At 72.2% G+C, this 12,027-nt stretch carries 14 protein-coding genes; 7 read left to right on the forward strand and 7 right to left on the reverse strand.

Going from position 1 to position 12,027, the window contains the following annotated elements; genetic code table 11:
- Positions 1-41 precede the first annotated feature (41 nt).
- The 4 genes from Cba03nite_RS01655 to Cba03nite_RS01670 all read left to right on the forward strand — a co-directional run bounded on the left by Cba03nite_RS01655 (position 42) and on the right by Cba03nite_RS01670 (position 3,286).
- Entirely contained in the window at positions 42-545 is a 504-nt protein-coding gene (locus tag Cba03nite_RS01655; protein WP_203740881.1) for a polyadenylate-specific 3'-exoribonuclease AS, read from the forward strand.
- A 294-nt stretch (positions 546-839) separates the two neighbouring features.
- Complete coding sequence (locus tag Cba03nite_RS01660) at positions 840-1,865, forward strand: 6-phosphofructokinase (RefSeq protein WP_203740883.1); 1,026 nt, start codon at positions 840-842, stop codon at positions 1,863-1,865.
- Between the two features lie 98 nt (positions 1,866-1,963).
- Positions 1,964-2,770 (forward strand): pyrroline-5-carboxylate reductase, encoded by an 807-nt coding sequence (proC, locus tag Cba03nite_RS01665; RefSeq protein ID WP_203740885.1) that lies wholly within the window; start codon positions 1,964-1,966, stop codon positions 2,768-2,770.
- A gap of 147 nt (positions 2,771-2,917) precedes the next feature.
- Complete coding sequence (locus Cba03nite_RS01670; protein WP_203740887.1) at positions 2,918-3,286, forward strand: hypothetical protein; 369 nt, start codon at positions 2,918-2,920, stop codon at positions 3,284-3,286.
- Here the strand turns inward: Cba03nite_RS01670 and Cba03nite_RS01675 are convergent.
- Positions 3,235-3,759 (reverse strand): hypothetical protein, encoded by a 525-nt coding sequence (locus Cba03nite_RS01675; RefSeq protein WP_203740889.1) that lies wholly within the window; start codon positions 3,757-3,759, stop codon positions 3,235-3,237. The genes Cba03nite_RS01670 and Cba03nite_RS01675 overlap by 52 nt on opposite strands.
- A 114-nt stretch (positions 3,760-3,873) precedes the next feature.
- Here Cba03nite_RS01675 and Cba03nite_RS01680 point away from each other — a divergent pair, with 114 nt between their 5' ends.
- Positions 3,874-5,301 (forward strand): class II 3-deoxy-7-phosphoheptulonate synthase, encoded by a 1,428-nt coding sequence (locus tag Cba03nite_RS01680; RefSeq protein ID WP_203740891.1) that lies wholly within the window; start codon positions 3,874-3,876, stop codon positions 5,299-5,301.
- Between the two features lie 110 nt (positions 5,302-5,411).
- On the opposite strand, the gene Cba03nite_RS01685 is transcribed toward Cba03nite_RS01680, so the two are convergent.
- Positions 5,412-5,996, reverse strand: coding sequence for a hypothetical protein (locus tag Cba03nite_RS01685; protein ID WP_203740893.1), 585 nt, complete (start codon positions 5,994-5,996; stop codon positions 5,412-5,414).
- Positions 5,997-6,083: 87 nt separating this feature from the next.
- Here Cba03nite_RS01685 and Cba03nite_RS01690 point away from each other — a divergent pair, with 87 nt between their 5' ends.
- Positions 6,084-7,106, forward strand: a complete 1,023-nt coding sequence (locus Cba03nite_RS01690; protein ID WP_203740949.1) for a threonine aldolase family protein — start codon at positions 6,084-6,086, stop codon at positions 7,104-7,106.
- A 94-nt stretch (positions 7,107-7,200) separates the two neighbouring features.
- Here Cba03nite_RS01690 and bfr read toward each other — a convergent pair whose 3' ends face one another.
- From bfr to Cba03nite_RS01715, 5 genes are all read right to left on the reverse strand, one after another.
- Positions 7,201-7,698: a bacterioferritin gene (bfr, locus tag Cba03nite_RS01695; RefSeq protein WP_275411525.1), complete on the reverse strand. Its 498-nt coding sequence runs from the start codon at positions 7,696-7,698 to the stop codon at positions 7,201-7,203.
- A 39-nt stretch (positions 7,699-7,737) separates the two neighbouring features.
- Positions 7,738-7,926: a (2Fe-2S)-binding protein gene (locus Cba03nite_RS01700; protein WP_203740895.1), complete on the reverse strand. Its 189-nt coding sequence runs from the start codon at positions 7,924-7,926 to the stop codon at positions 7,738-7,740.
- Positions 7,927-8,008: 82 nt separating this feature from the next.
- On the reverse strand, positions 8,009-8,857 hold the full coding sequence (locus Cba03nite_RS01705; protein WP_203740953.1) for a deoxyribonuclease IV: 849 nt from the start codon (positions 8,855-8,857) through the stop codon (positions 8,009-8,011).
- A gap of 20 nt (positions 8,858-8,877) precedes the next feature.
- Complete coding sequence (pknB, locus tag Cba03nite_RS01710) at positions 8,878-10,872, reverse strand: Stk1 family PASTA domain-containing Ser/Thr kinase (RefSeq protein WP_203740898.1); 1,995 nt, start codon at positions 10,870-10,872, stop codon at positions 8,878-8,880.
- A gap of 81 nt (positions 10,873-10,953) precedes the next feature.
- The gene (locus tag Cba03nite_RS01715) at positions 10,954-11,583 is read right to left on the reverse strand and encodes a hypothetical protein (protein ID WP_203740900.1); all 630 of its coding nucleotides are present in this window, start codon (positions 11,581-11,583) and stop codon (positions 10,954-10,956) included.
- Positions 11,584-11,625: 42 nt separating this feature from the next.
- Here Cba03nite_RS01715 and Cba03nite_RS01720 point away from each other — a divergent pair, with 42 nt between their 5' ends.
- Entirely contained in the window at positions 11,626-12,027 is a 402-nt protein-coding gene (locus Cba03nite_RS01720; protein WP_203740902.1) for an Rv2175c family DNA-binding protein, read from the forward strand.

Here is a 12,027-nt window from a genome sequence, read left to right on the forward strand (position 1 = left end):
GCGCCCAGGGTAGGGCGTCGCGGAGGGGGAGACGGGTTCGGATGGCGTACCGCTATTTCTACGACTGCGAGTTCATCGAGGACGGAGTCACCATCGACCTGGTCTCGATCGGGGTGGTCGACGAGCACGGCCGGGAGTTCTACGCGGTGTCCACGGAGTTCGACCCGGGCAAGGCGATCCCGTGGGTGCGCGAGAACGTGCTGAACCTGCTGCCCTCCCCGGCGGACAAGGCGTGGCGCTCGCGCGAGCGCATCCGCACGGACCTGCTGGAGTTCCTGACCGAGCCGCTGCAGGGCCGCCCGCACGAGAGCATCGAGCTGTGGGCCTGGTACGGCGCGTACGACCATGTGGCGCTGGCGCAGCTGTGGGGCGCCATGGTGGCGCTGCCCCGCGCCATCCCGCGCTACACCAAGGAGCTGCGCCAGCTGTGGGACGAGCGGGGCCGCCCGGCGTTGCCCGAGGCGGCGTCGTCGCGGCACGACGCCCTGGTGGACGCCCGGCACAACCTGGCCCGCTGGCGCACCATGACGGCGCGTAAGGGCTGAGGGCCCGCCTGCCGAGGTGGACGGGGCGTGAAGCCGCGGTGACGGCCGGGCGCGCCCCGGCCCGGGGTGCCGGGGCGCCGTCACGCACGGGTAACCTGGCTATGACGACACTGTTGCGGCCGCTGGTGAGCGGCGGCGCGCCCCCACGTCGGGACACCCGCGGGGCGTGCTGGCCTATCCCCGGTGCGGCCAGTACAGTGCGCATTTGCGGCCCGCCCCGGCCGGCAACGTAGCCGTGATCACTCGTCTCCCGGGGCCCGGCAACTGACTACCCGTAATCGGGAGGACGAGAAAATGCGTATCGGCGTACTCACCGGCGGCGGCGACTGCCCCGGTCTCAACGCGGTCATCCGCGCCGTGGTCCGCAAGGGCGTGGGCACCTACGGGCACGAGTTCGTCGGGTTCCGCGACGGCTGGAAGGGCCCGCTGGAGGGCATCACCCGCCCGCTGGGCATTCCGGAGGTCCGTGGCATCCTGCCGCGCGGCGGCACCATCCTGGGCTCCTCCCGCACCAACCCGTTCAAGATCGAGAACGGTGTGGAGCGGATCAAGGACAACCTGGCGAACATGGGCATCGACGCGCTGGTCGCGATCGGCGGCGAGGACACCCTCGGCGTCGCGACCAAGCTGACCGACCTAGGCGTCAACGTCGTCGGTGTGCCGAAGACGATCGACAACGACCTCGGCGCGACCGACTTCACGTTCGGCTTCGACACCGCGGTCAACATCGCCATGGAGGCGATCGACCGGCTGCACACCACCGCCGAGTCGCACCACCGCACCGTGGTCGTCGAGGTCATGGGCCGCCACGCGGGCTGGATCGCGCTGCACGCCGGCCTGGCCGGCGGCGCCAACGTGATCCTGCTCCCCGAGCAGAAGTTCGACCTGGACAAGGTCGTCGAGCACGTCGAGACCCGGTTCAAGACCAACTACTCGCCGATCATCGTGATCTCCGAGGGCGCCATGCCCACCGACGGCGACATGATCACCCTGAACGGCGAGCTGGACGCCTTCGGCCACGTCCGCCTCGGCGGCATCGGCAACTGGCTCGCCGACCAGCTGGAGAAGCGCACCGGCAAGGAGGCCCGCGCCGTCGTCCTGGGCCACACCCAGCGCGGTGGCACCCCCACCGCCTTCGACCGCGTCCTGGCCACCCGCTTCGGCCTGCACGCCATCGACGCCGTCCACGAGGGCGACTTCGGCAAGATGGTCGCCCTCCGCGGCACCGAGATCGTCCGCGTGCCGCTGATCGAGGCGACCCGCGAGCTCAAGGTCGTCCCCCCGCACCGCTACACCGAGGCCGAGGCCTTCTTCGGCTGATCTCCTCATCATGCGTTGATCATGAACTTAGGTCAGTGTTCGACGGCGTGTCGGCACCCCTAAGTTCATGATCAACCCTGTGGAGGGTTAGGGGAGACATGTACACCGTTGCCGTCATCGGGGCGGGCAAGATCGGTGAGGTGCTGCTGTCGGGGCTGGTCAAGGCCGGGTGGCCGGTGGACCAGATCGTGGCGACGGCGCGGCGCGAGGAGCGGGCGGAGCAGCTGCGCAACCGGTACGGCATCCGGGTGCTGGCCAACGCCGAGGCGGTCCAGGCCGCCGACGTGGTCGCCATCGCGGTGAAGCCGCAGGACGCCGGGGTGCTGCTGGCCGAGCTGGGGCCGCAGATCCCGGCGGGCAAGCTGGTGATCTCGCTGTGCGCCGGCCTGCCCACCTCGTTCTTCACCAAGTGGCTGGCCGAGGGCACGCCCGTGGTCCGGGTCATGACGAACACCCCGGCGCTGGTCGACGAGGCGATGACCGCGATCTCGGCCGGTCCGCACGCCACGGCCGAGCACCTGGCCGTGGCCGAGGAGCTGTTCTCGCCGCTGGGCCGCACCATCCGGGTGCCGGAGAGCCAGCAGGACGCGGTCACCGCGCTGTCCGGCTCCGGCCCGGCGTACTTCTACTTCCTGGTCGAGGCGATGACCGACGCGGGCATCCTGCTGGGGCTGCCGCGCCAGGTGGCGCACGACCTCATCGTGCAGACCGCGATCGGTTCGGCCATCATGCTGCGCGACTCGGGGGAGCACCCGGTGAAGCTGCGCGAGGCGGTCACCTCGCCCGCCGGCACCACCATCTCCGCCATCCGCGAGCTGGAGAACCACGGCGTACGCGCGGCGCTGCTGGCCGCCCTCGAAGCGGCCCGGGACCGGGCCAAGGAGATCGCCGACCAGGCCTCCTGACCACGAACGCGTGACCAGGTCACCCCCACAGGCTCATTCATGCCTGTGGGGGTTCCTGCTGTTCGGACCGTCGACTTAGGCTCGATTCAGGGAGTTTGCACGAACTCCGTCCGCAGCTCCAAGGAGCCACAGCCCAAGGAGACGGCCATGAGACGCGCCGCCACAGTCATCGGGACAGTCCTCGCCGCCCTCGTGATCTCGACCCCGGCCTACGCGTACGCGCACGACCGGGTCACCAACCCCGTGCTGCACGCCATCCTCGACGTGCTCACCCTCGCGGTCGTCACCGCTCCGGTGTGGACGGCCTTCGCCTGGTCCCGCGGCCACCGCTCGGCAGCGCTGCTGCTGCTGATCGGCCTGGTCCAGATCCCCGCGGGAGTGCTGGCGTTCGTGCCCATTCCCGACCCCGTGCTGCACACCGCGGCGCTGCTCACCAGCCTCGCCATCACGGCGACCTCGATCGTCTACGTCCGGCGTGAGGCCCACGCCGCCGCGGCCGTCGAGTCCGCCGGCTGAGAGATCCGCTGCCGGAGCGCTCCGGCAGAGGTGGACCCGCTGTCGGTCGTGTGCGACGAGTCGCGGACGGCCGGCGGCGGTACAGCGCAACCGCCGCCCGGTCCGTTCGCCTCGGACCGGGCGGCCGTGTGCAGGGTCATCAGCTCGCCGTCCAGGTCCAGCTCCAGCAGCTCGCCGCGGCGGCGCACGCGCGGGCAGCCCTCGTGGGGCGCGGTCCAGGCCCCGTCGGGCCGCCGGTACGCGGTCCACCGGCAGTGCTCCTCACCGACGTATCCCCAGGCCATGAACAGCTCGGCGTCCCGATAGCGGTAGAGGCCCACGGTGGCCGTGGCCGCGCCCTCCGGCCGCCGGTAGAACTCTCCGGTCAGGCCCGGCACGACGTGCCCTTCGAGATCGATGTCGGGCACCGTGCGGTGCAGGGTGTAGTCGGCCGTGCGCGGCAGGGTCACGATCGCGGCGTCGCCTTCGCTCATGCCTGATCAACGATCTCGGGTTGCGCCGCAGACCGGGCCGGGCGCGAGCGGCGTTTTTGGGATGCGACCACGTCGGGTGCGGGCGCGTGAGCACGCCGTCATACCCTTGACGCCATGCGCCACGAATGGCATGAGCTCAGGCACCCCGGCCTCGAACTGGCCGACAACCGGCAGCCCGGCGAGACCGGCGTCACCATCGGCCGCCTCACCACCGAGGAGAGCGCCGACTCCCTCGGCCTGGACCACTGGCGCAGCCTGCCGCGGGCGCAGATGCCGCCGTGGGAGGACTACAGCGAGGTCGAGCAGGTGTGCCGGGTGCTGGACTCGGTGCCCTCGATCGTGGCGCCGTACGAGGTGGACCAGCTGCGGCAGCGGCTGGCGCTGGTCTGCGAGGGCAAGGCGTTCCTGCTGCAGGGCGGCGACTGCGCCGAGACGTTCGCCGACAACACCGAGAGCCACCTGCTGGCCAACGCGCGCACGCTGCTGCAGATGGCGGTGGTGCTGACGTACGGCGCGAGCATGCCGGTGGTGAAGGTGGCCCGGGTCGCGGGGCAGTACACCAAGCCGCGCTCGCAGCCGATCGACTCGCTCGGCCTGCCCGCCTACCGCGGCGACATGATCAACTCGCTGGAGCCCACGCCGGAGGCGCGCGTCGCCGACCCGCAGCGCATGATCCGGGCGTACGCCAACGCGGCCGCCGCGATGAACATGCTGCGCGCGTACCTGGGCGGCGGCCTGGGCGACCTGCACGCCGTGCACGACTGGAACCGCGACTTCGTGCGCACCTCCGCCTTCGGCGAGCGCTACGAGGCGATCGCCCGCGAGATCGACCGGGCGCTGGCGTTCATCCGCGCCTGCGGCATGACCGACGAGGAGGCGCTGCGCACGGTCACCCTCTACGCCTCGCACGAGTCGCTGGCGCTGGAGTACGACCGGGCGCTGACCCGGATCGCCGACGGGCGGGCGTACGGCCTGTCCGGCCACTTCCTGTGGGTCGGCGAGCGCACCCGCGAGCTGGACGGCGCGCACCTGGACTTCATCTCCCGCATCGCCAACCCGATCGGCGTGAAGCTGGGCCCGTCCACCACCCCGGACTACGTCAAGCGGCTGACCGAGATGCTCAACCCGGACAACATCCCGGGCCGCCTGACGCTGATCAGCCGGATGGGCAACCACCAGGTCCGCGACGCGCTCCCGACGCTGGTCGAGGCGGTGCGCGACAGCGGCGCCAAGGTGGTCTGGCAGTGCGACCCGATGCACGGCAACACCCACGAGTCGTCCAACGGGTACAAGACCCGCCACTTCGACCGGATCGTGGACGAGGTGCTGGGCTACTTCGAAGTGCACAAGATGCTGGGCACCCACCCGGGCGGCATCCACATCGAGCTGACCGGCGAGGACGTCACCGAGTGCCTGGGCGGCGCGCAGGCGCTGGCCGACGCCGACCTGGAGCGCCGCTACGAGACCGCCTGCGACCCGCGCCTGAACACCCAGCAGTCACTGGAGCTGGCCTTCCTCGTCGCGGAGATGCTCCGCGGCTGACCGAGCGCGAGCGGATGAGGGACCGTGCAACGGCTCCCTCATCCGGCGCGGCGATCAGCCGCCCGTGCCGGATGCCGATCGCCGTCGCCGGCCGGAGGGTGCCGTCCGGATCAGACCGTGCAGGCGGTGCCGGGAGCCGACCGGATCACCAGCGTGGCGAGCAGCGGCACCTCCTGGTGGCGGGTCGTGCCGAGCACCGAGAACCGCACCGGCACCGACGACCAGACCTGGCTTGCGCAGGCCGTTGCGCTCGCCGGGCTGCCGTCCATCCGCAGCGTCGCGAACAGGTAGATCTCCTCACCGGCGTCGAGGCGCACGGGCCGGAACGGCGTCGCGCGCTCCGCGGCGCAGCAGCCGGGGCCTTCCCGCATCATCGTGAGCCGCTCCAGCCGCAGGCCGGGCAGCCGGTCCTCGTCGATGCCGTCGATCCGCACCGGCAGCCGGTCCGGGTTGCGCACGGCGAAGTACAGCTCGTAGCTGCGCTCGGCGGTGTAGTCGTAGCGCACGAACGCGCCCGTCACGTCCTGCGACGCCTGCGCGTCGGGGCTGCCGCCCCCGAACGAGCCCGTCTCCAGCCGGTAGCCCAGGGCCACGACCTGCCACGACAGCAGCGCGAGCATGATCACGCCGATGAGCCCGAGCAGCAGCCGGGCCGACTTGGTCACATCGCCGGCGGTGACAGGGGTGGATGCCATGGCGCGCAGCGTAGCGGTCCGTGACACGCAGCGCTGCCCCCCTTCTGGTCACCCTTGCCGATGAGGTAGGAACGAGGCATGACGCAGATGGTTGATCTTCGCAGCGACACCGTGACCAGGCCGACCGCGGCGATGCGGGCGGCGATGGCGGCCGCCGAGGTCGGTGACGACGTGTACGGCGAGGACCCCACGGTCATCGCGCTGGAGCAGCGGGTGGCGCGGCTGTTCGGGCACGAGGCGGCGCTGTTCGCGCCGAGCGGCTCGATGGCCAACCAGATCGCGCTGCAGCTGGTCGTGCCGCCCGCGCACGAGCTGCTGTGCGACGCGAACGCGCACGTGGTGACGTACGAGTTCGGCGCCGCCGCGGCCATCGGCGGCATCTCCACCCGGACCTGGCCGTTCGCGGGCGGGCAGCTCGACGTCGACGTGATCGCCTCGATGATCCGCCCGGACGGCTACTGGGCCGTGCCGACGCGCGCCATCGCGGTCGAGCAGACGCACAACATGGCGGGCGGCGTGGTGATCGGGCTCGACACGCTGCGCGCGCTGCGCGGCGTCGCCGACGCGGCCGGGGCGGCGCTGCACTGCGACGGGGCACGCATCTGGCACGCCCACGTCGCCGACGGCGTGCCGCTGGCCGAGTACGGCGCGCTGTTCGACACGATGTCGGTGTGCCTGTCCAAGGGCCTCGGCGCGCCGGTCGGCTCGGTGGTGGTGGGCAGCGCCGAGAACATCGCCAAGGCGCGCTGGATCCGCAAGCGCATGGGCGGCGGGATGCGCCAGGCCGGCATCCTCGCCGCGGCCGGCCTGTACGCCCTGGAGCACCACATCGACCGGCTCGCCGACGACCACGCCCGCGCCCGGCGGCTGGCCGACGCGCTCGCGCCCTACGGCGTGGTGGACGCCGACCGGGTGCGCACGAACCTGGTGCTGCTGGACCTGAGCAAGACCGCGCTCGACGCGCACGGCCTGGCCGGGCGCGCCCGAGAGCAGGGAGTGCTGGTGAGCGTCATCGCCCCGCGTACCGTCCGCCTCATCACCCACCTCGACGCCGACGACGCCGCGGTGGACCGCGCCATCGCGGTCCTGAGCCCGCTCCTCGCCGCCTGAGCCGATCTTGCGCGAACTGTGGGGACGACACGCCCGAATCGGGCAGATGGGCAACAGTTCGCGCAAGATCGACGCCAGATGTGGCGCGGGAGGCTCAGGCCTCGGGGTGCTCGGTGACGTTCTGGAGGTAGAGGGGCTCGCCGAGGCTCTCGATGAGGCCGAGCTGGGTCTCCAGGTAGTCGATGTGGTGCTCCTCGTCGGCGAGGATCTCCTCGAAGATGTTCGCCGAGGTGACGTCACCGACGGAGCGCATGTACTCGATGCCCAGGCGCAGCCGCTCGACCGCCTCGACCTCGATCTTCATGTCGCACTGGAACTGCTCCTTGACGGTCTCGCCGATCCGCAGCGCGCCCAGCTTCTGGAAGTTGGGCAGGCCGTCGAGGAACAGGATGCGCTCGGCGAGCCGGTCGGCGTGCTTCATCTCGTCGATGGACTCGTGCCGGGTGTACTTCGCGAGCTTGGTGTAGCCCCAGTTCTCCTGCATGCGGTAGTGCAGCCAGTACTGGTTGATCGCGGTGAGCTCCGCGGTCAGCTGCTCGTTGAGGAACTCGATGACGCGGGCGTCGCCTTGCATGGTGAAGAAACCCCCCACGGGAACGTGTATAGGGGGTAATCTACGCGCCTTGTCCGGTTATGCCGCGATTGGCAGCAGCGTGTCGGCGTTCTCCTCGTCGATCAGGTCGCAGATGCGGTCGAGGCAGGAGCCGCAGCCCGTGCCCGCACCGCAGGCCTCGCCGACGGAGTCCTCGCAGCGCGCGCCCGCGCGGATCACCGAGCGCACTTCGCACTCACGAACCCGTTCACAGATGCACACGAACACAGCAGGGACCCTTCGGCACTGGAGGAGTGAGGCTGCCGGTGAAGCAAGCCTTGCCTCAGTAAGGGTGCCCTAAAGGATTCTGCTAGCGCAAGCCCCTGAGCAGGGAAATGTCAGCGGCGTGCGTCTCACCCGGCGTCTCGACGACCACCGGGACGCCCGCGAGCGCGGGGTGGCGGAACATCTCCGCGAACGCGTCGGCCCCGATGAGGCCCTTGCCGATGGCCTCGTGCCGGTCGCGCGTGGACCCCACCGGATCCTTGGAGTCGTTGGCGTGCACCAGCCCCAGCCGTCCGGCGCCGCACACCTCCACCAGCGTGTCCAGCGTCAGCGCCATGCCGCCCGGCTTGGCCAGGTCGTGCCCGGCCGCCCAGGCGTGGCAGGTGTCGAAGCACACCCCGAGGCGCGGGTGGCGGTCCACCGCGTCCAGGTACGGCCCCAGGTCCTCGACGCGGGCCGCCAGCGAGCGCCCGCCGCCCGCGCTGGGCTCCACCAGCAGCCGCGGCCCGTCGTCCGGCAGCGCGTCCAGCAGCGGCAGCAGCACCTCGCGCACCTGCCGCAGCGCCGCCGGGGTGTGCTCGGCGTCGACCGCGGAGCCGGCGTGGAACACCACCCCGCCCGCGCCGATCGCGGCGGCCCGCACCAGCGCGTGCGCCAGCACCTCGCGGGACTGCTCGACCGTCGCGGCGGTGGGGGAGCCCACGTTCACCAGCAGCGAGGCGTGCACGAACGCCGGGACGTCCCGGGTGTGGCAGCCCGCGACGAACAGCGCGTCCTGCGCCGGATCGCCGGGCGGGCGCGCCCAGCCGCGCGGGTTGCCCACGTACACCTGCACCGCCGCGGCGCCGACCTTGTCGAGGTACGGCAGGGCGGCCTTGGCCAGGCCACCGGCCACGGGCGCGTGCGCGCCCACCGCGCCGGCCGGGCGCGTCACGTCGTCGTTCACGGTCTCCGTCATCCCAGCTGGCAATCGATGATCACGTGCTGGCCCTGCTGCACGGGGGTGTTCGGCTGCGGGTCCTGGTTGACGACCTTGAACCAGTTCTTGTCGCCGAGCACGCCGCGCACCTCCACCTGCAGCCCCATCGAGGCCAGCAGGCCCTCGGCGTCGCCGCAGCGCGCGTTGCGCACCTCCGGCATCGCCCGCAGGCTCTGGTTGTCGCTGACCTGCAGGGTCACCGCGGCGTTCTTCTCGACGCCGGTGCCGTTGGGCGGGTCCTGCTTGACCACGACGTCGTACGGCTTGTCGGACTGCACCCGCTCCACGACCACCCGCAGGCCCATCTCCTGGAGCGTCTTCGTGGCCTCGGCCAGCGACTTCCCCTCCAGGAACGGCACGGTCAGCGGCGCGCGGCCCTTGCTGACGATCACCTTGATCTCGGTGCCCGGGGGCACCTCCGTGCCCGCCTTCGGGTCGGTGTCCAGCACGGTGTTCTTCGGGATGAGGTCGTCGTAGCGCTCACCGGCCTTGACCACCTTGAACTTGAACGGCTCCGCCTGCAGGTCGGTGAGCGCCAGATCCCAGGTCTTGCCCGACACGTCGGGCACCAGGTAACGCTCGGCGCCCTTGGACAGGATCAGCCGCACCGCGCCGCCGCGCAGCACGCGCTCGCCGGGGGGCGGGTCCTGCACCAGCACGACGTCCTTGGGCACGTCCTCGCGGAACTGCGGGTCGCCGTACACCACCTGCAGCCCGGCGGCGCGCAGCGTCGCCTCGGCCTGCTCCTGGGTCAGGTTCATCAGCTGGGGGGTCACCTCGTAGCGGCCCCAGCCGAGCCACCAGCCGCCCGTCAGCACCAGCAGCGCCAGCACCACCGCGCCCGAGATGAGCGCCAGCCGCCCGCGCGGATCGGCCATCGTCCGCTGGTAGCGCTGCTTGAGCTGCTCCAGCAGGCCGACCGGGGCGGCCGGAGCGGCGCTGCGGCGCCGGGAGCGCGGCGCGGGCTGCGCGCCGGGCAGGCGGGCCCACGACGGGCGCTCGCTCGGCACCACATGGTTGACCACCACGGTGTCCTGCGCCACCGGGCGCAGCAGCTGAGTGGCCGCGTTCGTGTTCTGGGTCACGCTCTCGCGCGCCGCCTGCACGGCGCTGAGCAGCGCACCGGCGTCGGTGGGGCGCGCGCCGGGGGAGCGGCGGGTCGCCGACGCGACCAGCTCGTCCAGCACCGGGGGCAGCCCCGCCACGATCCGCGACGGCGGCGGCACGTCCCGGTCGACGTGCTGCCAGGCCACCTCGACGGGCCGCTCGCCGTCGTACGGCACGCGGCCGGTCAGCATCTCGAACAGCACGATCCCGGCGCTGTAGACGTCGCTGCGCGGGTCGGCGTGGCCGTCGGTGACCAGCTCCGGCGCGACGTAGGCGACGGTGGCCATGAGCTGGCCGCCGGACGGGTCGTCGGCGCTCGCCTCGACGGCGCGGGCCAGGCCGAAGTCGGCCACCTTGGCCACCGCGTCGACCAGGTTCTGGCCGCCGCCGCTGGGCGCCTCGGCGACCAGCACGTTCTCCGGCTTGACGTCGCGGTGCACCAGCCCGGCCCGGTGCGCCGCGCCCAGCGCCGACAGCACCTGCTCCATCAGGGCCAGCGCCTCGACCGGGCTGAGCCGGCGGCGCTCGGCGAGGATGTCGCGCAGCGTGCGGCCGCGCACGTACTCCATCACCAGGTACGGCAGGCCCGCGTGGGTGCCCTGGTCGTAGACGGCGACCACGTTCGGGTGGGTGAGCCGGGCGATCGTCTTCGCCTCGTCGGTGAAGCGGTCGAGGCTGAAGGCCTGCCCGGCGGCGTCGCGCACCTGGGCCGGGTGAATGATCTTGAGCGCGACCGTGCGCTCCAGGCGCTCGTCTACCGCTGTGTAGACCGTCGCCATGCCACCACGGGCCACGCGACCGCGGATGCGGTAGCGCCCGTCGACGAGTGAGCCGAGCAGCGGATCGGCGGTCTGAGTGTTCATCGCAGCGCAGTCTAAGTCAGACGTGGGCCCAAGCCGTACACCCGCGCGTGCGACCGTGCCGCGACCTGCGGTTTCCGCATGTCAGGCGATCTCTGGCGTACGCGTGGCGGCTGGTGAGCTCTCCTCGGCCGGGCCCGGTGTGCCGGGCGTCACCACCGCCGAGGCGGACGCCGCGGCCGGCGTCGACGGCGAGGCGGACGGGCTGGGGCTGGGCGACGGGCTCGGCGAGGGAGACGGGGAGGGCGACGGGGACGGGGAGGCAGACGCGGACGGCGTCGGCGTGGCCTCGCAGTCGCACGCGGACGGGCTCGGGGACGGCGAGCGGCGGGGCGAGGGGGTGGTCGACACGATGGCGGCGGGCACGTCCCGGGCCGCGGTGGGGCTGGGCATCGCCCCGGCCTGGCGCCAGGGCACCGGCGCCGGGGAGGACGCCGGCGCGGGCACCCGCGGCAGCGCGCCGGGCGCCCGGTCGTCGCCGAGCAGCGCGTCCACCCCGGCGGTGACGGCGTAGTAGCCGCCCACCCCCACCGAGGCGAGCAGCATCGCCCCCGTCGCCAGCACCGCGCGGTGCCGGGTGGTGGGGCGCGGCGGCTCGTCGCCGAGCACCGGCATGATCACCGTCTCGTCGTTCATCCGGCGCCGCGCCAGGTCGTAGCGCAGCGAGCGGACCGCGCCGCCGAACTCGCGCTTGATCAGGTGCCAGGGATTCATCGGTGGGTCCTTTCCACGGGCACGGAGCCGCCCGGGTCGGGGATGCGGTGGTGGCCCGGGTCGGCGACGTGGCAAGGTGTGGAGGTGGCCGAAACTACGCATTCGACGACCGACGCGCCCGCGAGCTGGCTGACGCTGCCGGACGTGGCCGAGCGGCTCGGGTTGTCGATCATCAAGGTGCACCAGCTGATCAAGGACGGCACGCTGCTGGCGGTGCGCCACGAGGGCGTGCGCCAGGTGCCGGCGGAGCTGGTGGCGAACGACATCGTGCTCAAGCACCTCCCCGGCGTGCTGACGTTGCTGCGCGACGCCGGGTACAACGACGATGAGGCGATGCGGTGGCTCTACACCGCCGACGACACGCTTCCGGGGACACCGGCGGCGGCGCTCGGCGGCGACAAGGCACGTGAGGTCAAGCGCCGCGCGCAGGCCGTGGCCTTCTGA

This window comes from Catellatospora bangladeshensis (genome assembly GCF_016862575.1).
Lineage (GTDB): Bacteria > Actinomycetota > Actinomycetes > Mycobacteriales > Micromonosporaceae > Catellatospora > Catellatospora bangladeshensis.

What these genes read in the sequence shown, in the direction of transcription:
- Cba03nite_RS01655 (WP_203740881.1), top strand. Translation starts at nt 42, where the DNA reads ATGGCGTACCGCTATTTCTACGACTGCGAGTTCATCGAGGACGGAGTC.
- Cba03nite_RS01660 (WP_203740883.1), top strand. Translation starts at nt 840, where the DNA reads ATGCGTATCGGCGTACTCACCGGCGGCGGCGACTGCCCCGGTCTCAAC.
- proC (WP_203740885.1), top strand. Translation starts at nt 1,964, where the DNA reads ATGTACACCGTTGCCGTCATCGGGGCGGGCAAGATCGGTGAGGTGCTG.
- Cba03nite_RS01670 (WP_203740887.1), top strand. Translation starts at nt 2,918, where the DNA reads ATGAGACGCGCCGCCACAGTCATCGGGACAGTCCTCGCCGCCCTCGTG.
- Cba03nite_RS01675 (WP_203740889.1), bottom strand. Translation starts at nt 3,759, where the DNA reads ATGAGCGAAGGCGACGCCGCGATCGTGACCCTGCCGCGCACGGCCGAC.
- Cba03nite_RS01680 (WP_203740891.1), top strand. Translation starts at nt 3,874, where the DNA reads ATGCGCCACGAATGGCATGAGCTCAGGCACCCCGGCCTCGAACTGGCC.
- Cba03nite_RS01685 (WP_203740893.1), bottom strand. Translation starts at nt 5,996, where the DNA reads ATGGCATCCACCCCTGTCACCGCCGGCGATGTGACCAAGTCGGCCCGG.
- Cba03nite_RS01690 (WP_203740949.1), top strand. Translation starts at nt 6,084, where the DNA reads ATGGTTGATCTTCGCAGCGACACCGTGACCAGGCCGACCGCGGCGATG.
- pknB (WP_203740898.1), bottom strand. Translation starts at nt 10,872, where the DNA reads ATGAACACTCAGACCGCCGATCCGCTGCTCGGCTCACTCGTCGACGGG.
- Cba03nite_RS01715 (WP_203740900.1), bottom strand. Translation starts at nt 11,583, where the DNA reads ATGAATCCCTGGCACCTGATCAAGCGCGAGTTCGGCGGCGCGGTCCGC.
- Cba03nite_RS01720 (WP_203740902.1), top strand. Translation starts at nt 11,626, where the DNA reads ATGCGGTGGTGGCCCGGGTCGGCGACGTGGCAAGGTGTGGAGGTGGCC.